This window comes from Amycolatopsis coloradensis, assembly GCF_001953865.1.
GTDB classification, from domain to species: Bacteria; Actinomycetota; Actinomycetes; order Mycobacteriales; family Pseudonocardiaceae; genus Amycolatopsis; species Amycolatopsis coloradensis.
This window is the reverse complement of sequence record NZ_MQUQ01000005.1, coordinates 45138-66700: the sequence shown is the minus strand read 5'-3', so window position 1 is coordinate 66700 and position 21563 is coordinate 45138. Positions and strand designations below refer to the sequence as shown.

Annotated in this window: 16 protein-coding genes; 8 read left to right on the top strand and 8 right to left on the bottom strand. The window is 66.8% G+C overall.

What is annotated here, in order from left to right:
• Positions 1-63: 63 nt before the first annotated feature.
• Complete coding sequence (locus tag BS329_RS09835; protein WP_244197095.1) at positions 64-834, bottom strand: DUF3800 domain-containing protein; 771 nt, start codon at positions 832-834, stop codon at positions 64-66.
• A 41-nt stretch (positions 835-875) separates the two neighbouring features.
• Positions 876-1667: an ArsR/SmtB family transcription factor gene (locus tag BS329_RS09830; protein WP_076158402.1), complete on the bottom strand. Its 792-nt coding sequence runs from the start codon at positions 1665-1667 to the stop codon at positions 876-878.
• A gap of 248 nt (positions 1668-1915) precedes the next feature.
• On the opposite strand from BS329_RS09830, the gene BS329_RS09825 reads away from it, so the two are divergent.
• Positions 1916-2101, top strand: coding sequence for a hypothetical protein (locus BS329_RS09825; protein WP_208619194.1), 186 nt, complete (start codon positions 1916-1918; stop codon positions 2099-2101).
• Positions 2102-2169: 68 nt separating this feature from the next.
• Here the strand turns inward: BS329_RS09825 and BS329_RS09820 are convergent, their stop codons facing one another.
• Positions 2170-2943, bottom strand: coding sequence for a S1 family peptidase (locus BS329_RS09820; protein WP_076158396.1), 774 nt, complete (start codon positions 2941-2943; stop codon positions 2170-2172).
• A gap of 890 nt (positions 2944-3833) precedes the next feature.
• On the opposite strand from BS329_RS09820, the gene BS329_RS09815 reads away from it, so the two are divergent.
• The gene (locus tag BS329_RS09815) at positions 3834-4904 is read left to right on the top strand and encodes a hypothetical protein (RefSeq protein WP_076158393.1); all 1071 of its coding nucleotides are present in this window, start codon (positions 3834-3836) and stop codon (positions 4902-4904) included.
• Between the two features lie 960 nt (positions 4905-5864).
• Here the strand turns inward: BS329_RS09815 and BS329_RS09810 are convergent.
• Positions 5865-6359 carry a hypothetical protein gene (locus tag BS329_RS09810; protein WP_076158390.1) on the bottom strand — a complete coding sequence of 165 codons (495 nt, stop codon included), beginning with the start codon at positions 6357-6359 and terminating at the stop codon, positions 5865-5867.
• Between the two features lie 184 nt (positions 6360-6543).
• On the opposite strand from BS329_RS09810, the gene BS329_RS09805 reads away from it, so the two are divergent.
• From BS329_RS09805 to BS329_RS09790, 4 genes are all read left to right on the top strand, one after another.
• Complete coding sequence (locus BS329_RS09805; RefSeq protein ID WP_076158387.1) at positions 6544-6975, top strand: AfsR/SARP family transcriptional regulator; 432 nt, start codon at positions 6544-6546, stop codon at positions 6973-6975.
• 885 nt (positions 6976-7860) lie between these two features.
• On the top strand, positions 7861-10782 hold the full coding sequence (locus BS329_RS09800) for an AfsR/SARP family transcriptional regulator (protein ID WP_084749549.1): 2922 nt from the start codon (positions 7861-7863) through the stop codon (positions 10780-10782).
• 407 nt (positions 10783-11189) lie between these two features.
• Complete coding sequence (locus BS329_RS09795) at positions 11190-12476, top strand: BTAD domain-containing putative transcriptional regulator (RefSeq protein ID WP_084749547.1); 1287 nt, start codon at positions 11190-11192, stop codon at positions 12474-12476.
• 353 nt (positions 12477-12829) lie between these two features.
• Positions 12830-13120: a hypothetical protein gene (locus BS329_RS09790; RefSeq protein ID WP_076158381.1), complete on the top strand. Its 291-nt coding sequence runs from the start codon at positions 12830-12832 to the stop codon at positions 13118-13120.
• A gap of 463 nt (positions 13121-13583) precedes the next feature.
• On the opposite strand, the gene BS329_RS09785 is transcribed toward BS329_RS09790, so the two are convergent.
• Positions 13584-14135, bottom strand: coding sequence for a hypothetical protein (locus tag BS329_RS09785; protein WP_143252962.1), 552 nt, complete (start codon positions 14133-14135; stop codon positions 13584-13586).
• A 140-nt stretch (positions 14136-14275) separates the two neighbouring features.
• Between BS329_RS09785 and BS329_RS09780 the strand changes: the two genes are divergently transcribed.
• Together BS329_RS09780 and BS329_RS42450 are read left to right on the top strand one after the other, a co-directional pair.
• The gene (locus BS329_RS09780) at positions 14276-14578 is read left to right on the top strand and encodes a hypothetical protein (protein ID WP_143252961.1); all 303 of its coding nucleotides are present in this window, start codon (positions 14276-14278) and stop codon (positions 14576-14578) included.
• Positions 14579-14620: 42 nt separating this feature from the next.
• On the top strand, positions 14621-14911 hold the full coding sequence (locus BS329_RS42450; RefSeq protein ID WP_143252960.1) for a hypothetical protein: 291 nt from the start codon (positions 14621-14623) through the stop codon (positions 14909-14911).
• A 918-nt stretch (positions 14912-15829) separates the two neighbouring features.
• On the opposite strand, the gene BS329_RS09775 is transcribed toward BS329_RS42450, so the two are convergent.
• From BS329_RS09775 to BS329_RS42445, 3 genes are all read right to left on the bottom strand, one after another.
• The gene (locus BS329_RS09775; protein ID WP_158075767.1) at positions 15830-19681 is read right to left on the bottom strand and encodes an NB-ARC domain-containing protein; all 3852 of its coding nucleotides are present in this window, start codon (positions 19679-19681) and stop codon (positions 15830-15832) included.
• A gap of 837 nt (positions 19682-20518) precedes the next feature.
• Entirely contained in the window at positions 20519-20833 is a 315-nt protein-coding gene (locus tag BS329_RS09770) for a hypothetical protein (protein WP_143252959.1), read from the bottom strand.
• Positions 20830-21174 carry a hypothetical protein gene (locus BS329_RS42445; protein ID WP_143252958.1) on the bottom strand — a complete coding sequence of 115 codons (345 nt, stop codon included), beginning with the start codon at positions 21172-21174 and terminating at the stop codon, positions 20830-20832. Before BS329_RS42445 ends, BS329_RS09770 begins: the two co-directional genes overlap by 4 nt.
• Positions 21175-21563 lie beyond the last annotated feature (389 nt).

Genomic DNA, 21563 nt, shown 5'->3' with positions numbered 1-21563 from the left:
TTTCCAGCCGCCCGGTACTCGGGGCAACGGCCACCTGAGCGATTCGGCGTACCAAGGAGTGAATCAGTCCCGGAGGGACGCCGAGTCGACATACGGCGCGAGCAACGTGGTCAATACCGCGTCACCGTTCCCGTTCACTTCGTCCTCGGCGATCCGCCGGGCGACACCGACCAGGAAATCGGCGACCTGTACCCGCGGATCGGTCCGCGAATCCACGAACTTCAGCCCGGCGAGGCCAGGACTCGCCTCGATTTCGGCGAGCCGTTCCCCCTTGAGCGACGGCTGTTCGTCGTGGACGAGGAAGACTTGCTCGCCGTCCTCGCTCCAGCGTGCGACGGCGCGGAGGATCGCGGGGACCAGCGGATCGAGGACCTTGGCCGCACGCAACCCGGCCACCTTCGCCCGCAGCTGTGCCGTGTCGCCGACCAAGGCGAAGAACGATCCCGCCGCCGGTTCCCGCCGGTTCCTGGTCCGCAGCACGTCGTTGAACGCGGCCAGGAGTTCGTCGCCCGGTGTGACGCCCGGGCCGACGAGCGCGCGGAGTTCGTTCGCCAGCAGCAGTTTCTTGTCCACGAGATACACATGCGCGCGACCGCGGACCGGACCCGACGGGCCGAGGAACCATTCGAGGACCCGCCGGTGCTTCGTGCGGAGCAGGTGGTTGGCCTTGTACTCGACCGCCGGCGAACGGATCCTGCGCCGCAACTCGACCAGACAGGCCGCGGCGTCCTCGATGCCCAACCGGACCCCGGCGTGCGCGAACACGTCGGTCTGCCCGCCGATCAGCTTCTCGCCCTCGGACCCGGACTCGTCGCAAGCGATCTCCAGGGGCACGCCGCGGATACTGCCGGATGAGACCGGCGGCGTCGACCCACTTACGCGGGTTCGGGCAGCGGTTCGCCGGTCTCGAGCAGGGTCTTGAGGCTCGACAGGATCGACGGCCAGCCACCCTGGACCAGCTCCAGCGCCGTGCTGCCCTCGTCGAAACCGTCGTGCACCACGGTCAGCTTCACCGTGTCACCGACCGGCTCGAGGTCGAACGTCACCTTCGACCGCGACTCGGCCCGGAGTTTCGCCGTCACGTCGTCGTCGAGCCCCACGGACTTGGCGAATTCCGGGGTGAAGGTGTGCCACGTGTAGGACAGCCGCCGGTACGGATCGGACTCCAGCACGACCTGCTCGGAGTCCTCCAGCTTCACGCCGAGCTGCTCCCAGGCCATCGTCGAGCCGGGCTTCCAGTCCGAAGTGAACTCACAGCCCCAGTACTGCTTCGTGAAGACCGGATCGGTCAGCGCCCGCCACAGCCGCTCGGGCGTCGTCTTGATGTAGCTGGTGTAGACGAATTCGTGGGTGCTCATGGGTTCCTGCTCCAATGCCTGCTTCAGATCGGCGAGCGCGTCGACCCGGCCCTGGTGGTACCGGTCGATCCAGCGCTCGGCGATCGCGTTGATCGGCTCCGCGTTCACGTAATGCAACTTCTCGCGGCCACGCCACACTGTGGTCACGAGGTTGGCCGCCTCCAGCACGGCCAGATGCTTGCTGACCGACTGCCGCGCCATCTCCAGCCCCGTGCACAGCTCACGCAGGGTCTGCCCGTTCCGGGCGTTCAGGTCGTCCAGCAACCGGCGGCGACTGGGGTCGGCCAGCGCCTTGAAGACCTCGTCCATGTCGCCTTCCTGGATATGCAGCCTCACGGCTGCCTTCGCAGGTTAGGCAGCCATATGGCTGCATGTCAAGTCCGGCCGCAAGTAGAGGACTACTTGCCGGAGGGGTGTTCAGGCGGCTTTCGGCTTCACGATGGCCGCGCCGGCGCAGAGGAGGCCGATGGGTTGTCGCCCGCGGTAAAGATCATCACGAGGTAGAGCACCATCGAGATCAGCACTCGTGGCTGCGCCCCGAGGACGCCTTGGTCTCGGTGATCACCGGAGACTTCGGGCGGGAAGAACCGAGCGAAGAAATCCGCTTCTACGTCCGGTTCGCTTTGCGGATTCAGTGGGTGGCGGTCCGTGAGGCCGATCCGGCGGCGGCCATCGACGCGGGATTCCGCCTCCTCGACCGGGGATGGTGTGAAGCGGAGACCCGGGCCACCCACCACGGTTGAGCGCACCCGGCCGACGGTCCTCGGCGAGCGACCGCCGGCCGGGCGCTCAGGCAAGCGCCCTCAGGGAGCTATAGCGTCGCTTCCCACGCGGTCACCGCACCACCGGTGACCTGGTTGATCCAGGCCCGATAGCCGGGAACGCTGTTGTAGATCCCGGGACCGTTGAGGCAGTTGCTGCTGTTGTTACCGGATCGGCTGGTGGCGCCGGTCAGCTCACCGCCCAAAATGGACGGTCCACCGGAGTCGCCGTAGCAGGCGCTGGTCCCGGGTGCACCCTGGAAGCAGATTTCCTTGCCTGGCTTGAAACTGGCGGTACACCTCGAATCCGCGACGGTAGTGGTGTCCACCTCGCGAAGCTGTGGCGACGCACCACCGCAACCGGGCGAACCGCAGGTCTGCCCGTGACCGATCAGCTTGTTGACGGTGCCGACGGCGGGACTGGCGGCCGCGATCTTGATCGGTGTGGCAGTGGCCGCTCTCGACAGCTTCACCACAGCGATGTCGTTCGCGCCGAGGGTCGCGCTCGCCGCGGTGATGACCTCGCCGCCGGAACCGGTGTTGACCGCACCGATCCGAGCGGAGAAACCGCCACCGGTGGAACCCTGGACGCAGTGCCTCGCCGTGACGAGCCATTGCGGTGCGATCAGCGACGCTCCACAGAAATGACGGCCATTGCGTTGCAGCGACGCGAAGAACGAGTAAGGAGTGGTGACGACCTTGCCGCCGATGATGAAGGTTTCGACCGGCGGCCCGGAAGACGGCTCGGCCACCGCCGCGGGCCCGGCGAAGAGCGACCCGGCAACGACGGCGGCGGCGATCATGGACATACGTCGGATCCACATGATTTTTCGGCCTCCTGCGGTAAAAGGGGAGTCCAGCATGGGAGGGACTTCAGCAGTGTCTGATCGATCAACACTCGACCGTAGTGCGCCGTAAAGTATCCGGTACCCCCGATGGTTCTGAATCGGACATACCATCGCGCGGCAGGGCCAAGTGCGGCTGCGACGAAGGCGCTGAAACCGCGCCGTTTCCAATGCTCAGTCCGCGGCGCTCGGTCGAGCCGGCGAAGGCCGCGGGAGAACAAGTGCAAGTGGAGGGCGAACTCACGTTGGCACAGTCAGACACGTCGCGTCGGTGTCTCGGTGTGTCATGATGGTGCCGGTCTCATCGGCGTTGCGGACGCCCAGAGACAGCCGCAGTGTGGCTAATGTGTCGCATTAGTCCCTGATCTCGATTCAGGCGATGGCTGCGGACGGCTCCCATCTGGCTAGTCCAGGGGAGCCGTGTACCCAAATGCGCTACCGCCGATCGGTGGCGGTGCTAGCCTGCGACCGGTGTCCCGCGCCAGACAATTCTCACGGGTCTATCGTGAGTTCGGCGTCGTCCAGTTCCCGATCGCTGACCTCCGTGTACTCGCCGAGGAACCTACCGGGGCGTCTACACAGGCCGAGTTGGCCGGATCCCATCGCGGGTGCCGAGTTCGTGCGCGGTGCTGGCGTGGTGCGAGATCGTCCGAGTGGCGCGATCCGCGACTGGTCAGGGGAACGCGCGTTTTGCGATGCGACTAGACTGCTACGATTCCCTGCGCCTCATCTCCGACCCCTTGCTCGCTCGTTTTACCGCGAGCGGGGGGAGGGGGAAGCGATCACGATGATCCCGTGTTACCGGCGGCTGTACAGCGATCGGCTGTCGACACGAGTCGATGTCGCATTCACCTCACGGTGGCCCTACATTGACCTGGGGGTTCGTGTGGCGCAAGGACCTCGATTACCTGTCTGTCCCGGTTGGGCTGCCGTGGCGTGGTGACGGCCTGGTGCCGCTCGGGTCTGTTGGCCGCCAGTTGGCGCGGCGATTCGCCGAGATCACCACTCGGCACGGCAGCGAGGTGCGGTACGACTTGGTCGAAGCGGGTACGCCGATGATTCTCACCGAATGGCACACCGACAAGGGGCTCCCGCCAAGCGCCGTGCGGCGGGACGGCGTCCATTTCCAGTGTCGGCCGGTGCTATTCGCGGGGCATCGGATGCCGTCTTGGACGATCACGTTCTTGCCACATTGTGACGGCAACCGGGCGCGCCAGGTCCGAGGAAACCTTTGGCGACTGCACACCGAGCGCGAGTCGCTGCGCGCGGCGATCCGGGCGTGGCGACGGGGCGACGTGGCGCTGGACCGTCAGCGCCTGCGGGACTACCTTGCGGAGCGGCTGAAGATCCTCAACCGCGAGCACAGAGCTGGTGTTGATCAGATCCCTCTGCTGGACATAGCGCAGCAAATCGAGTCGCTCGCTCCGCCGGACGTGATTGACGACCTGCGCAGGGAATTGCGCCGCGAGAGCCTAGGGCTCCTTCGGTCGCTGGACCTCGTTATCGAGAAGGCGATTGGCTACGACTACGTAGTGCCGGTCGCGCCGAGCCTGTATATCCACGTCGAGCATGGAGGACACATCACCATGAGCACCGGGGACACCTACAACGTCCATGGTGGGGCCTACGGAAGCGCGTTCGGCCCTCACGCCCAGGCGCACACCCGAGACTTCACCATCAATCCCGTCAGCAGCGACGAGCTTCGTGGTGTGTCGGACCGTGTCTCCGAACTTTCCGGCCTGCTCTCGGACGAACAGCGGCAAGAGCTGGTCGAAGCCCATACGGACCTTGAGCAGGCCGCCGGCGCCGACAGCCAGAACCCTGGCAGGATCCGCGCGGCAGCTGAACGACTCACGCGCGTCGCAACGGCCGTAGGCACTGTTGGCACTCCGTTGCTGGAAGCGGTTACCAACCTGCTCAACGCTTCCGGTCTGACCTGAGGAACTCGAGAGCGTCGGCAGCGCCGTCCCGCGTCGTGCGGCCAGTGTCAGCAGATCGCACGAGACAGCCCGGCGCCGTGGCCGACACCGGGGTTGCCTGAAATGTCGTTCCAGCTCCGCCTGGAGCAGGCCTTGGACCGGCTGCTCGCCGGTCGGCTGGCCACCAGTGACGGCCGCTTGGCTGTCGTTCCGACAGGTGCGGCACCGCCGTCGAGTGCGACACGGCAGCACCTGCGACAGCTTCATCGTTGACATAAGTTCCGCGATTTCGCTCGCTGGCTCACTGACCCGACCAGCCGGGATTTCACATTGGACGAGCTCGCGGTGGTCAGGGCGATATCTCCAGCTCGACACAGATTCAGCCTCCCGAACAGGGCTTCTGCGTCGTAGACATGTCTTCGACAGCGGCGTCCCCGTCGAGACTCACGCGGGAGTCTCTGCGCGTGTGGCCCACTGGGTCGGCCTGGCCCCTATCCGCGCCTGACCGAACGCTATCGAGCAGCCGTGCCTGGACGCGTCCCTGCTGGTCGCGGTCAGATCCACTATTCGGTCAGTTCCTTCGGCCCGCGACCGCCCTGATCGATCGGTTTGGTCGAGACGTGGTGCCACACGTGCTCGTCCATCCTAAGGTTGGTCGCACCCGCAAACCGGGACTCGGGGCCGGCCGGCCAGTCCAGTAGCGGCTTGATCGAGCGCCACACGGTCCGCCAGGCGGTCCCGACTTGGGTGCGAGCCCTTGGACCGAGGTGTGCTCGCGACGCAGCTGCCCAATCACCCACCAGCACGCTCGGGTCGTCAGCAGCGCCCGCGGCGCAGCGATGCTCTCCTGCTGCCCGGTGAACGACCCGGCCGCACAGCCCGACTCCGCGCACCGCCAGGTCCGCTTGCGCCAGACCACCTCGGCCGGCCGGCCGAAGCAGGGGACAGCGACCAAGCGGACCTCGCGGCGGCCGTGACCGGCTAGCAGACCCGCTGCTGGCTGGCCGTGACGGCCGTGGCGGTGGCGTTGCCGAGTCGGGCGAAGTGGTAGGTGGACGCGATGTAGGTGCGCGGCGCGGAGCAGAGGTACTCGCCCGTCGTCGACTCCTTCTTCTCCCCCGGTCCGCTGTCGTACTTGCCGTACGACACCGGCTCCCACCGGCCCAGGTCGGGCGACCACTGGTACAGGGTCGTCTGCGCGACGAGGTTGGTCATCGCCACCGGGCACTTCGACGTCCCGGTCCCGTAGACGCTGTCGTCGAGCCCGTAGATGATCGTGGCGGTGGTGTTGGCCTGGCACACGATCGTCGCGGCTGCGGACGCCCCGCCCGCGCTCGGGAAGTGCAGGGTGAAGGTCGTGGTCCCGCCGGTCGCGGGCGCGGCACCCGCCTGCGCCCCACCCGCGACCAGCGTGGTCAGCGCCGCGGCCACCGCCAGCAGCAGGGCGGCGGGCCGCCTGGTCCTCGTTCCGGACATCTCCGAACTCCTTCCATCGGGTCCGCGGACGGGTGCGATCTGCCCCGCCGCACGGAGAAGTCTGGGCGCCCGGTGCCTTGGGCCTGCACGACATTCTGCGAATCGCCTGTTCAGTGGTGCCGGACACCGGTCGGCGGGCATAGGCAGGACTCCTCCACGGCACGCGCGATGGCGGGAGCTGCGGGTGCTGGGCCAGGTCGAGGGCTGGGCCGACGGAAGGCGAGTGGACTGGAGGCACGCCCGGCAGCGGTATGTGCTGGCGGTACTGCTGGTCGAGGCCGACCAGCCGGTGGCCACCGACCAGGTGATCGACCGGATCTGGGGCGAGCACCCGCCCCGGCGGGCCCGGCAATTGGTCAGCAACTACCTGTACCTGCCCGCGGATGCCGACGTCAGGGACGAGGTGGGGACCGAGCGGCGCGGCGAGGGCTATGTCGTGTTGGTCGATCCCGACCGGGTGGACCTGCACCGGTTCCGGGGCCTGGTCACCCGGGCCCGCGCCGAGACCAACCCGGCCGTGCGCTGGAACTGCTGGAGCAGGCCGCGGCGCTGTGGCGGGGGGGGGGGAGCCGTTGGCCGGGCTGGAAAAGACTGTCAACAATCGCAGTCAGTCTAGACCCAGTCGAAACGAGTGATCATGGGCTCTGCGTTGTCACCTCTTTCACGTGGCGAATTTACTGTCCGACACTGATGCGTCAAACAATCTTGAACGGCTCGTCGCCGTAGCACTCAAAGTCTTGACTGGAAGGCAAAAGGCATTCTCGGCGACGTCCGACCGTCGTTCTTGGGTTCCAGAACAGCCACCCGGCAAGGCTGCGATGATCACCAAACCGCCAGTCGACGCGCAGAACACCGTGAAAGTCACGGTCCTGCGGAGCGATAGGTCATTGACGACCTCGACCAGGCGCCGAGCAGGAAACCCGGTACACCTCCCGGACCCTCCGTACCTGTTCCGCCCACCCACGCTCCTCTCACATACACCCACCTGCACCGACACACGGGTTACGCTCGGCCGCTTGAACACGGCATACTCATCGCCCATTCGAGACGACGCGGCGAACTCACGAGCTAGTTGAAGTGATATCGAACCGTGCCAATCATCCTTACCGGAGGAGTACCCGATTACCCGGTGTTCTGTGCGCCGGCTGTCGGTAGAGCGGTACCACCGATCGTCGCCGACATGTGGGCGGATCGGACCGCGGCATAGAACATCTGGGTAATCGTGCACAGCATGGTGGACGCCGGAAGGGGGCTCTGGAAAGGTCTGTGACGGTCGCACAGGCGGGAGTGTCGCAATGGTGCGCAGGGAACGTTCTTGGAAACGGTCATGACCCGTGGTCGAGTTCGCGGCCGGCCTGCGGAATTGCGCACAGGCAGCACATCGACTTATCAGGAGTTGAGCAGCCGGTCGAACTACGGTGCGCCGACGATTCCGCCGCCAGCGGCGGGCAGACGGATTTCCACAGCACCCGGCGACGCCGGGAAGGGGAAGGGCTGTGCGATGACGGTAGAGCTTCAGGTGTTGGGCCAGATTGAGCTCCGGGCCGACGGGACTCGGGTGGATCTCGGGCACGCCCGGCAGCGGTGTGTGCTGGCGGTGCTGGCGGCCGAGGCCAATCAGGTGGTCGCCACCGATCAGATGGTGGACCGGATCTGGGGTGAGCACCCGCCTCGGCGGGCCCGGCAGTTGGTCAGCAACTACCTCTCCCTCCTGCGCCACCTGCTGGCCGCCGGCGGCGCGGGCGAGATGGTGATCCAGCGACGCGGCGGGGGTTATGTTCTGCTGGTCGACCCCGAGTACGTGGACCTGCACCGGTTCCGCCGCTTGGTCGCCCAAGCTCGCGCCGAAACCGACCAGGCCCGCGCGCTGAACCTGCTGGAACAGGCCTGCGGACTGTGGCGGGGCGAGGCGTTGGCTGGTCTGGACACGCCGTGGATCACCACGGTGCGCCAAGGGTTGGAGAGGGAGCGGTTCGCCGCCGACACCGACCGCCTCGACCTCGCGCTGCGGGCCGGGAGGCACGCCGCGCTGCTGCCCGAACTGACCGCCCGCGCCACCGCGCACCCGCTGGATGAACATGTGGCCGCCCAGTTCATGCTCGCCCTCTACCGCGCGGGCCGCCAGGCCGACGCCTTGGACCACTACCAGCAGGTGCGTACCCGGCTGGCCGACGAGCTGGGCACTAACCCCGGCCCGGACCTGCGACAACTCCACCAGCGAATCCTCACCGCCGACCCCGGCTTGGCCGACCTCGGCGCAGGGGCGGCCAGGCCACCGGTGGTGCCCCGTCAACTGCCCGCCGCGCCCGGGGTGTTCACCGGCCGTGTCCCCGAGCTGACCGAGCTGGACCGCGCCCTGACCACCGTCGCGCCGTCACTCGCCGTCCCGGACGGCGAGGTCCGCGGCCTCCAGCCGGGCGCGGTGCCCGGGAACTCCACGGCGGCAGGGACGGTGGTGATCTCGGCGATCGGCGGGGCGGGCGGGATCGGCAAGACGTGGCTGGCGTTGGCCTGGGCGCACCGCAACCTGCACCGGTTTCCCGACGGGCAACTGTTCGTCGACCTGCACGGCTTCAGCCCCGCCGGGCGGCCGACCGAACCGGCCGACGCGATGCGCAGGTTCCTCACCGTCCTCGGGGTGAATCAGGGCGCCCTGCCGCCGGACCTGGACGCACTGGCTGCGCAGTACCGTGGCTTGGTGGCCGGGCGGCGGATTCTGGTCGTGCTGGACAACGCCGCCACCGCCGAGCAGGTCGTGCCGCTGCTGCCGGACAGTCCGACCTGCACCGTGCTGGTCACCAGCCGCGCCAGGCTGGCTTCCCTGATCGACCGATACAGCGCCCGTCATCTGCCCCTGGACGTCCTCACCCGGGCCGAGGCCCGTGCCCTGCTGGCCACCCGCCTGGGCGACCAGCGCGTCGATACCGAACCCGAGGTGACCAACGAGCTGATCGAACTATGCGGACGCCACCCGCTGGCACTGGCGATCATCGCCCGGCACGCCGCCACCCGGCCCGCGATCCCGCTGGCGGAGTTCGCCGCCGAGCTGCGCGAGCTGGGCCCGGAAATGCTGGACCACCACACCGATCCCACCGCCAGCCTGCCCGCGGTGCTGTCCTGGTCCCTGCACCACCTCACCGAACAGCAACGCACGGTGTTCGCGCTGCTCGGGATCGCCCCCGGTCCGGACATCGACCTGCCCGCCGCCACGTCCCTCACCGGCCTGCCCGAGGCACAGACGCGCAAAGCCCTGCGCGTCCTGGAGGACCACTCGCTGCTCGATCGGCATCCGCACGGACGCTTCGCCATGCACGACCTAATCCGCGCCTATGCCGCCACCACTGCCCGCGACCACCTCCCAGAGCCCGTGCGGCAGGCGGCACCGGAGCGCGTGGTCGATTGCTACCTGCACACCGCCTACACCGGTGAACGTCTCCTCAACCCCCAACGCCCCTCGATCCGGCTCAACCCGTCTGCCCCCGGCACCCGCCCTCATCCGCTGTCCGGCGTCCAGGACGCGTTGGCCTGGCTGGACACCCACCACCCTCATCTGCTCGCGGCACAACACACCGCCGCCGCCCAGCACCGCCACCACGCCGTGTGGCAGATCGCCTGGACGCTGGGCACCTTCCACCGCCGCAGGGGGCACCACCATGACGACCTGGCCGTGTGGCAGGCCGCCGCCGACGCCGCTGAGCATCTGCCCGACCCCACCACCCGCATCCTGGCCCACCGCCTCCTCGGCCACGCCCACGCCGAGCTGTGGCAACACGAGCGCGCCGTCGCCCACTTGCACCAAGCCCGCATCCTGGCCGAACACCATCGCGACCCCATCCAACAAGCCCATACCCACCATGCCCTCGCGTGGGCGTGGGAACAGCAGGGCGACCACCGCAAGGCACTGGAACACGCGCGGCGCGCCCTCGAATTCTTCCGCACCCTCGATTCGCCAGCGTGGGAAGCCACCGCACTGAACATGGTCGGCTGGTGCGCCGCACACCTGGGTCACTACGACATCGCTCGCGAACACTGCCAGGCCGCCCTCACCCTGCAACGCCACCACAACGACCCCGACTACAAGGCGGACATCCTGGACAGCCTCGGCTTTATCGACCATCACACCGGACACCACCAACGAGCCATCGACCACTACCAGCAAGCCCTCACCCTGTACCGCGCCGTCGGTAACACCACCGAAGCCGCCGACACCCTCGACAACCTCGGCCACCCGCACGCCGCCCTGGGTCAACACCACCATGCTCGCAGCGCCTGGCGGGAAGCCCTCGAGCTCTACCACGAGCAAGGCCGCGACATCGACGCAGATCGGGTACAACGACAACTCGACAATCCCACCCCGGCGCCGGACTCGGTCCGGACACCGGGCACGACCGAGAACGGGCGAGGCGCCGGACAAGCGGACTGATCGCGCCGACGCCCCCACGGTCAACCGAACCGTATGGACACACCGTCTTTCGACTCCGACTCACCCACTCACTTCCTCCGGGAGACCGTGTGGTCGCTGCCAATCAACGCTCGCGGTCGCTTGTGAACGAAAGAAAGCAGTCGTCATCCCGCACCCCGCGGCGGTCGATCAGGTGCTCGTTGGGCTGAAGCCGTAGACCAGGTCGTCGTATGCGAACTGGCCACGTACAACAGATCGGCCCAGGGCCTCCTGCCACACTTCTGCGACCGGGCCGCGTCTTACCTGGTTCCGCCGTGCCGCCGATCCCAGCGACGTATCCAGATCAGCCAACCCCAGGCACCAGCCGACACACATACTCGGCACACGAGACGCGTGCCACACCGGCCGATAGCCGGGCCGCCGGCTGAATGGCGGTGGTCGCTGAACAGCCGATTCGCAAAACGCCGTGTGAACGGACGAAACCGGGCGCCCACGCTGTCCACAGACCCCTTGAATGGAGGTGGTGGTTGCGCATCCAAGTTCTCGGTCCGGTCCGGGCGTGGCGTGACGGCCAGGAACTCGACCTCGGTCCGGCAGGCCGGCGCGCGGTGCTCGGTCTGCTCGTCCTGTTCGGTGGCCGGGCGGTGCCGCGGGCGGACATGGTCGACGCGCTGTGGAACGAGCGGCCACCGCCGAGCGCGGCCAACGTTATCCAGACCCACATCAAGCACCTGCGGCGGCTGTTCGAACCTGGGCGGGACCGCTACGCGCGCAGCACCGACATCCCCACCGTCGGTGACGGTTACGCGTTGCGGATTCCGGACTGCCAGGTCGACGTAGAGCGGTTTCGCGCCCTGGTGTCGGCTGCCAGGGCGACAAGTGCGGAGGAGGAAGCCGCCGGACTTCTTGGCGAGGCGCTCGGACTTTGGCAGGGGCGGCCGTTCGCCGACTACCCTGAGCTCGCCGTCCACGCCAAGGTCGTCGCGCTGCTCGGCGAGCGGCGGAACGCGCTGTTGGCGTACGCCGAAGTCATGATCGGGACGGGCAGGGCGGTGGACCTGCTGCCGCTGCTCGTCGAGAGTGCGGCCGATCACCCGTTGGACGAGGCGGTGCAGGCTCGTCTCGTTGGGGCGTACGCGGCTGTTGGTCGACGGGCTGACGCGTTCGCCGTGTACGAGAACGCCCGGCGGGCGCTTCGGGACGAACTGGCGGTCGGGCCGGGAGCTGAACTGGCCGCCGTGCACGCGGCGTTGCTCAGGGAGCAGCCGATCAGCCGCAGACCCCGCCGCGCTGGCCCCGCGCCGGCTCAGCTTCCCGCGAACGCACCCGGTTTTGCCGGTCGTACCACGGAACTGGCCGCCCTCGACGGGTCGCTCGCCGAGCGCGACCCTGTCGCGACGGCCGTCATCGCTGTGTGCGGCACAGCCGGGGTAGGCAAGACCGCTCTCGCCGTCCACTTTTGTATGGACGCGTCCGTCACGCTGACTCCAGCCGAGGCTACGGCTGTGCGCCGCGCGATCTCTGAGTACCTGCGAGAGTTGGCGAATTCCCGCTATGGGTTGGAGATCTCGATCAAGCTGGAGGAGCGGGATCGGCGCGGCGAGCCGCTCGAGGAGTTCAAAGCCGATCTTGCGGAGCTCAAAAGCGATGAGCGGGCGCTCCGTGGTCTGTTGTCACGGCTGGATGATACGGCGAAATCCGAGCGCAGTTCCTGATGTGCGGGGTTGGAGGTTATCGAGTGGGGTGACGTTGTTCGCGGTCTTGGTGTCGCGCTCGGACTGATTTTCATCGTTTGCCTGATGGGGCTACTTCGAGTATCGGGGACGTTGACGCCGCACACGCGGCCGCCAAACGACAAGGGCGCGCCTGACAAGGCCAACGCCTGCGAAACGGCCACACCACCACCGACATCGACGGCGGACGGCAACAACGGGGACAACCCGTCAACGACTGACACGAATAATCAACCGCCAAGCCGATCTTGACGAAGACCGCCGATTTCTCTGCCGCGGTCCCCTAAAGTGCCTGGCCAGAGCGCGTGAGGCGGCGCCGCCTGTGTCCGCCGCAGGTGTCTGCAGGCGGGCATGGGCTGCACCCGCGCGAATACATCGCGACCACCCGCACCCGGCGGGGACAGGCGATCCCGACGCTCGACATGGACCGGCTCGGCCGGCTGCTCACGACCGGGGTCACGATTTTGCTGGACGCGACCGAACTCGCACGCGCCGCGACGACGGGCACGCAGACCGACCGGGACCGGCTGCGCCGCCTGGCGCCGAGGCGGCCGCTGCGGCGAACGACGAGCCGCAGTACGTCTGGCCGCGGACTGGAGCAGGCTGGCCAAACCGGGTCCACCTGACAACTCACCATGCCTCCACAAAGGACTCCGCGACCGCGTGCAGGAGGCACATCAAGGCTGGAGGCCGCCGTCCACCGACCCGCCAAGGGGCTCCGGCGCTGACCACACCACCGCCTCGGCCGACCGCACGATCTGCCTGTCGCGGCCAGGCCCTTCACCGTCGAGGTGGGGCCCTCCCGAACAGCGGGAGGGCCCCACCTCGAAGGCCGATCCTTGCCTCCACCCGTGGGAAGCCGACCAAACTCGGGTCGGACACGATTACACGGACCCCGAACCGAGCTTGCGGCACGTCGTTCCTGGTCAATTCATCCAGGACTCACGCGGCACGTCTGGCCCTCCACGGGATCGCTGGATCCCGCCCCGCGTTCCAGCACGTCGGTCCACGTGGCCACCACGTTCTTGATCCTGCCGACCTAATCGCCGCGGAATTCATCCGCGACCGCGGGTCCTGTGCGTCACTGGTTCAGCAGTTCACGCCGACCGGGGGCGTCTCGGTCTTGAACGAGAGCGAGGGCGGCGAGTACCCTGGCGGCGCGTAGAAGGTGTGCCGCCCAATGGTCTTCCAGTACGCGAGACGACCCTGGCAGATATCATAGGCGGTTGATGTCAGGGGGCCCGCGACCTTGAAGTCGACGGCGAGCGAGCCGATACCGGTCTGGCTGAAGCCGTAGCCCTCCAGGTACCGCCACAGTTCGGCTTGTGCGCGAATCTGGGCGACCGGCGCGGTGCAGGAGCTGCGCGACTTTCCTGTGACAGCGCTCGGGGTACCGGCAGAGTTGTGTGGGTAGTCCGTGGCTGCGGTGCAGGTGATCACGTCCATGGTGCCCAAACCGTTGGCCTTGGTGAAGACGATCGGGTCGTTGCCGGACCTGATCAGGCTGGCGTGGGACAGCGCGGCGCGTGCCTGGGCGGCGGATACCACGGCAGCGGGCGCCGAGGTATCCGCGGTCGCGGTCGGGGTCATCGTGAGCGCGGCGACAGCGGCCGTTGTCAGCGCTGTCGCCAGTGTTGCCACCAGTCGCCGGTGTCGAACCCTCATGTGGAATACCTCCGATGGGTTGGATGTGAGCAGAACACACAGTCGTCTGGAGAACTGGACGCAGGTTGAACCGCGACTGGAATCCGGACTGGGGTCCTGACCGTTGCCGACCACCGGTGAGGTCTCCGCGGCAGGCAGACGCGCCATGCTCGGTCTCCTCGGCCTGTTCGGTGGCCGGACGGTGCCGCGCCCGGTACCGGACCGAGATCGCCGACCGGCGGCTGCCGGTCCTGTTGGACAACGCGTCGGCGGTCAAGCAGGTGCGCCTGCTGCTGCCAGGGACGCCGTCCTGCGTCGTCGTGGTAACCAGCCGCGACAGCCTCGCGGGTCTGGTCGCGGTGCACGGCGCTCAGCGGCTGAACCTCAAGCCCCTGCGAAAGGACGTCGCGATCGCACTGCTGCACACGCTGATCGGGTGAGCGGGCACTCGCCGTCAGCTGCATCGGGACACGCTGGCAGAGTTGGTCCGGGAGCCCGGCGACCGGCAGCGGCGGTTACGGTTGCTCGACGGTGATGGGGACGACCAAGCGGCCGTGCGAGAAATGCTCTTCTGGTCCTACAAACACCTCCCGGCCGATGCCGCGCGACTCTTCCGCGAGCTGGCCGCCACCCCGGCCGGGACTTCGGCACTCACCGCGCCACCGCGCTCGGCGACCTCGCTCCGGACACCGCGGGCAGGCTGCTCGAGGCCCTGGTCCGGGCACACCTGGTTGTTGCGGGTCATGAGGTTGGTGACGCCAGTGCGGGCCTGAAGTCGGGGACGGGGTTTTTCAGCGGCAAGGTGAGAGGCAGCAAACGCCCAGGCCGCGTGGTCTGGGCTTGTGCTCCCCCGCTTGGACTCGAACCAGAACCCTCCGGTTACTTGGTTCGAGTCCTTCGAGCCGTTGATCGCGCTCGACCGGACCGCGATCGCCGAAGGGGCCCTGCTGAGCGCAAGCGCGTGCCGACGAAGGGCCTCGAACCACCCGAATCGTGCACCGAGGCCGTCCCGAGGCGCCTTGACTACCCTTACTGAAAGCGGCCGCGGTGTCACCGAGGCGATCACGTTCGTGTCGACCGCTATATTCGCAGTTCAGGGACTACATTGATCTTGAGCCGCCAAGGGGGCTCGAACCCCTGACCTTCTGTTTACAAGTCCCCTCCGTCGCCATGTCAGCCAGTGTCGCGAAGTGTCGAATCTCGCCTATTCATGCAGGTCAACGCAGGTATCTGTCTGCGGCGAGTGTCGCACCGTGCCATGCCGTGCCGTGCTCTACTTCGGCAACGGAGCCCAATCGGAGACGTGGCGGCATACATGTGGAGGTCCTCAGCAGTCGCCTACCCAGCCCCCTGATGGGGCGCCGAACGCGTCAGCAATCGATGGGCGCCGAGACCGAGCCGAGCATGAAGAAGCTGCTGAGGTCGCCCAGGTACTCGACAACAGCCGTGGACGGCCTGCGGTCCACGTGACCTTCTCGTCTTGGAGGTCTGCAGTGAGACTTAGCTCACGACAGACAATCGGCTCTTTGGGCTGCCGTTGATGAAGTGCCACCGGCCCCCTGGGCAGTCCCTTGCGTAAGTGGCGGGCGAAGTCGAGCACTGGAACGTTACGGCGCTGATGGTTGCTGTCTTTGATCATGTCTTCGAGCGGCGTTACTGCGGTGATAGCCGCCTATCCGAAGGGGCGTAGTTCAGAACGTTGTACCTGTTACGAAGTCAAACAAATACAGGCCTGCTCGCCCAGCAACTGCGATCGACTGTCCGTCTGGTGTCCACGCACACGCGCTCGCCGGCTCCTCGATTCGGAGTAGAGCCGCCACCTCCCGGTTGGCTATGTCCCAGATTCGAACTGTCTGGTCGTCGCTTACTGATGCCAGCCAATGCCCGTCAGGTGCTACAGCCAGCGCCCGTACGGGCTGCGTATGCCCCACGAGTGTGCTGATTTGACGCCGGGTACCCACATCCCACAACCGAATGTCCTGATCATCGCCCGCCGACACCAGCCAGGTCCCGTCAGGCGCGACCGCCAATGTTCGGACCGGCCGCGCGTGTCCCTTTACAGCAGCTAGATTGCGCCCGTCTTGCATGTCCCAGAACAGGATAGTCATATCGTCGCCAGCCGATGCGATCCATGTGCCGTCCGGTGCGATAGCCAGAGCCCGCACCGTGTCGGTATGCCCCATGAATCTGTATGGCCCGAACTCCCTCCTGGCAATCTCAGGCGGCGGTCCATCGTCATCGAGGGGGTTGTATGGACCTCGCTTGACGTTGACGTTCCAAAGGCGAATCTTGTAGTCGCCATCCCCTGCGCACACCAGAGTTCGGCCGTCAGGGGTAACTGCGAGTGCTTCGGCGTTGGAAAGGAACGTAGTGAAGCCAGTGTCCATCGTGGACGGACCCGTAAACCACCTCGCGGGCACGTTATCGGCGAGCGTTCGCCACAACCGGATGTTTCGGTCGTCCAACGCGAGTGCGAGCCATCTGCCGTTCGGTGCGATGGTCAGCGCCTTTGCTTCCTCGTACATCCACGGGTACTCCCCCTCTCTCATCCAGGGGTACTCCTCCTCTCGCATCCAGGGGTACGCCTCCTCGCGCATCAAAGAGTACGTCTCCTCGTTCATCAACGAGTACACGGAGTCGGTGTATGTGAACCGCCGTTCGCTGGTGGCGGTGTCCCACGTTCGGATCATGTTGTCGTCACCAGCGGAGGCAAGCCATTTACCGTCTGGTGAGACCGCCAAGAGGTTGACGGACCTCGTTCTAGCGTTATTCCTGGATCGCCGTTCGAGACTGGACAGGTCCCACGTCCGCACGGTGTTGTCGTCACCGGCCGACACCAGTCCCGTCCTGCTCGGCGCGACGAGTGCCCGCACCACATCCGTGTGCGCAGTCAGCGTCGCCAAAGGCTTCCCACTGGCTGTGTCCCAGACAACGATGGTGCCGCTATAACTGCTTGAGGCAAGCCATCGTCCGTCGGGGGAGACCGCGAAACCGGCGGCGAGAGGGCCTCTCGGGGTATGGGTGGCTCGTTCCTCCCCGGTTTCCATGGTCCAAACCCGGACACTGTGATCGTCCGCCGCGGATGCGAGCCAACTGCCGTCCGGTGCTGCCATGAGCAGGCGCACCGCGCGTGTGTGCCCGGCGAGGATGCGACGGTTTCTGCCAGTGGAAGTGTCCCAAACACGTACGGTGTGATCTGCGCTCGCAGAGGCCAGCCAAGACCCATCAGGTGCCACGGCGAGCGCGTGTACGGTGCCCGTGTGCTCTGCGAGGGTGAAGCGGTCTCTGCCGGTGGAGGTATCCCAAACACGTACAGTTTGATCTGCGCTAGCAGAGGCCAGCCAAGACCCATCGGGCGCCACGGCGAGGCACTGGATGGCATCTCGATGTCCGTCAAGCACACACCGCGCGGTTGTCGTGATCGTGTCCCAAATCCGGATCTGACGATCATCTCCAGCTGAGGCGAGCCATGAGCCATCCGGAGCGGCCACGAGTGCGCGTACCGGCAGCTCGTGGCCGGTGAAGGAGCTGCGTTCTTCTGCGGTGATCGCGTCCCAGATCTGCACGACGTGCGCATCGTTGGCGGACGCGAACCAGGAGCCGTCGGGCCCTGCGACGAGGATCGAGATCGATGAGCTCTGGTGGTGTGCCGCCGCGAGTTCCTTCTCGCTGGCGGTATCCCAAATGCGCATGGTGTTGTCGTCGCTGGCTGACGCGATGCGAGATCCGTCTGGTGAGACCGCCAGCGCGCGCACCATCTTGGTATGGGCGGTCAGTGTTCTGAGTAGAGCCGGGTCCGGCAGGTCAGGCAGTGGCCATCGGTTGACCAGAGCCGGAGCGGTCCGGCCCTGAGCGAGTTCGGACGCCTGCGGGCCCCACTCGGGATCATGTGCGACGCGGCTGAAGAGGATGTCCGCCCGGAACCGGGCGGGGCTCGTCGGAGCCAGGAGGTGGGCCGTCTGTCCCAGCAACCGATGCAGTCGAGCGCATCGCCGGGTGTCGACCAGGGAGAGGTCTATATAGGGCGCGATGGGGCCTGACTGCTCTACCCGGGCGAGTACCCAGCGCAGGTCGACTACCAGGGCCTCAGCGCTGGTGGGGTACTGCCCGGCGACGAGATGTTCGACCAGGTGGTCCCACAGGTACCGGGCCGACTCGGCCATCTGCCACCACGCGATCCGTCCACCACACGAGCTGTCAGAGGCTCGATGGGCGAAGGGTATGGCGACCGGGATCCCGTCGGCGACTGCTCGCAGCAGACTGCGATGGAGTTCGACGAGTCGCTCGCTGCCGAGTTCTTCCTGCAGATAGTCGCGAACCACGTCGTGCAGACTCACAGCGCCGTCGTCATCGACGCCCGTGACCGTCAGTAAGGCCAGTTGGGCGAGGCGTGCGCACAACGCCCTGGTGCGCACGATGTCGAGCCCTCCGGTCTCTTGCCACAGCTTCTGCACCAGCGCTACCGGCACCGTCTCATCCTCAGCGAACACGGCGAGTTCGGCGAACCGCGCGCGCTCGACTGGCGCCAGTAACCCGGCGCTGGCCTCGATCGTCGCCGCGATCGCATGCCGGCGCTGGTCTGGATCGTTGACGTCCAACCGCTGCACCGACGCGCCGGACAAGCCATCGACCTGCAGGGCGCCAGAGCGGCGAAGGCGGTCGACCAAGCTCCGCGCCGCCGCGGCGGCGTCGGCATGCATGGTCACCTGGTCTGACAGAACCTTATTCACCAGACGCAACAACAGCGGCCACCGGCCTGTCTCGGCAACGAGGTCCCGGACAACCGCCGAGGGCAGAGCCGGCATCCCTGCGGTCAGCAGCAGTCGGGCCTGGTCCTGTGTGACCTGGTCGACCGGGACCGGGATCGACTCACCGCCGACCAGTGAGGGGATCCTGGTGGTTATCAACCGGACGCACCGCCCGCCGACCGGGAACGCCAACTCTTGTTCAACGTGCCATACGTCATCGAGAATGATCAGGCGTGGCGGTCCGGTAGACAGCAGTGAGGCAAGGTACTGGCCCGCTTGCTGCGGATCGGTGAACGACATCGGGCTCTGCGGATCCAGACGAGCGATGAGGTCATTGACCTTGTCCGCAATAGCCGACCGGGCGCGCACATCGCGGCCCAGTGTCACCCAGTACACCCTCCCGCCGAACTGGCGCAGGACCCGTCGGTCGGCGCGGACCAGTTTCGCCACGGTCGTCTTGCCGAACCCGCCGGCACCGTGGACGGCTGTCGTGATGCCAACGGTGGCTCGAGGTCGTCTCAGCAGGGCGTTCACCACCTGCCGGACTTCATCGGGCCGGTCGACGATCCATGGTTCCAGCCGCTGTTCGGCAGGTAGCAGCTCGTCGATCCGTCTGTCCGCGAACCGTTGCACCTGCACCACCACGAACGCAGTGACGGCGACCGCCGCTGTCGACCCGACCACCCACCACAACAGGTTCTTCTTGAAAACGGCCAACCAAGGGAGATCGGCGGAGGTGGCCAGATTCACCGCGATCGCCACCACGGTGGTCGCGGCCGCCGCAGCGATAACCACGATGAACAAGAGTGCCGGGGGCCACGACCGGCGCAATCGCCTCCGCAAGATGCCCACGAGTCCCCCATCATGTCCGGACCACAAACCACGGCCCTGGCGCACGTCGCGTAACCTCATCGGGCTTCGGGAAGACTTTGCTACACCCGCTTTCTCGGACAGAAACTCTACCGCCTCATTCGAGCTCGACCCGGACTCGGTCATCCGCGCGAGTCCACCGCAGAAGGTCGCTCAATCGTGACGCTCGGCGAGTGGTCTGCAACGAAGTGGTGTGCCGCCACACGCCGGTCAGCCCTCCGGACTTCCGCTCCTTCGCGATCCTTGGGTAATGGTCGGCGGCGTGGTCTTGCCACTTCCTGCGCCGGCCTGCAGCACGAGACCCTCACCGCGACGAAACGCGTCCACGGCGGCTTCCTGCTCAGGCGTCGGACGGCGTGACGACATAAAGTTCCCTTCCCGGAACCGTTGACTGTCACACAATCACACCGGCACGACGGGCGCTTGCATGGAGCGCTTTCAGGTCGTTGCGTCGAGCGCGGCCACAACCGCCTCGAAAGTCGGGTTCGCTATGTCCTCGACGGCTTGCGATCGAGCGTGTGTCTGCGCAGCAACACGCTTCCTGGCCACTCTGTGTCGCGACTGCTGGCCGGTTCGCCTCCTGCTCTCGCGCGTTTCGAAGTGAGCAGAGCCAACGGGAGCGCGGGGGCATCCGCAGCGTGACCGACCCCTGACCCAGAAATCCACATTCCCTTGGGGCCCCTCTTAGCTGACCGCTCTCCTCGACCGGGTCGTCTCGGGAGCGGTTGATCGCGTCGAGTTCGGATGGCGTTAGCGACCGGCCTACGGTCGAAGCACCAGGTCGGAGCTGTGGTCCACGCAGCGCTGCAGGGGACGGGGCAGACCGCGGGCGAGTAGCGCTCGGTCGAGGTGGCGGTGTAGGCCCCCGAGGTCGACCGGGCCTGGGCCGTCGACGAGGACCCGCACGAGTTCGCCGGTGAACTCGGTGTTGCGGGCGTCCACGCGGTAGGCGGCTTTGGCCGTGCGGTTGGTGGCGGTCACCAGGTGCAGGTCGGCTGCGGCGGGGGAGGCCATGGCAAGACCGGAGTAGCAGCAGTCCAGGATGACGATCCGGTGCTGGGCAGCTGCGCGCTTCATGATCTCCAGTACAAAGTCCACGGGCAGGGAGCTGCGGCGGGCGTCCCGTGGGGTGTCCATCGAACCGGGCAGGGCCAGGCGCAGGCGGTCATCCTGGTCGCGCAGGCCGTGTCGGGCGTAGTAGAACAGCAGCAGGTCCGCCGGGACGACGCGCACCGGTCGAGCGGGTCGAGCGCGAGGTGGGCGGCGGTCGGGTAGGTGACCGTGTGCATGCCGCTGGGGTCGACGATCTCGGTGAGGGCGTCGGACAGGTCGGTGAGGTTGGCGGCGGCCTGGTCCAGCTGGGGCAGGCCCTGGATGCAGGTGCAGGTGCCGACCAGCACGGCACGGGAATCGAACACTCAGTCCTCGCCCAGCAGCCGCACGGGCTCCTACTGGACCCCGGGCCGGCCCGTTCCTCGCAGAGACGGGCCGCCGACAGCGGAGAAGAAGCCTTCACCGTAGTGGCCAGGGTTTCCGCGGGCGACGTGTCATGGACGACGAAAGGACTCGGCACCTGAGCGGTGCTCCAGCCTGTCTCTCTGGATTCCGGTCGCCGGGTCCGGGAGGCCACTGCGAAATGCGCATCAAAAAGACAACGGTACGACGGTTTCACTATTCGAATCGTATCCAGGAAAGGAATTTCTTAGATAAACCCATCTTTGCTTATCGCGCTTGTTGCGGCGGGCTCTCTGGCGGGACCTCGCGTACCCGATCCCCATTGCCCCTTTCCTGCGGGGAAGCGATTCGT

Bases quoted from the DNA above. Each gene is read 5' to 3' on its own strand.
- BS329_RS09795 (WP_084749547.1), top strand. From the start codon at position 11,190: ATGGCGGTGGTCGCTGAACAGCCGATTCGCAAAACGCCGTGTGAACGG.
- BS329_RS09800 (WP_084749549.1), top strand. From the start codon at position 7,861: ATGACGGTAGAGCTTCAGGTGTTGGGCCAGATTGAGCTCCGGGCCGAC.
- BS329_RS09770 (WP_143252959.1), bottom strand. From the start codon at position 20,833: ATGAAGCGCGCAGCTGCCCAGCACCGGATCGTCATCCTGGACTGCTGC.
- BS329_RS09820 (WP_076158396.1), bottom strand. From the start codon at position 2,943: ATGTGGATCCGACGTATGTCCATGATCGCCGCCGCCGTCGTTGCCGGG.
- BS329_RS09810 (WP_076158390.1), bottom strand. From the start codon at position 6,359: ATGTCCGGAACGAGGACCAGGCGGCCCGCCGCCCTGCTGCTGGCGGTG.
- BS329_RS09830 (WP_076158402.1), bottom strand. From the start codon at position 1,667: ATGGACGAGGTCTTCAAGGCGCTGGCCGACCCCAGTCGCCGCCGGTTG.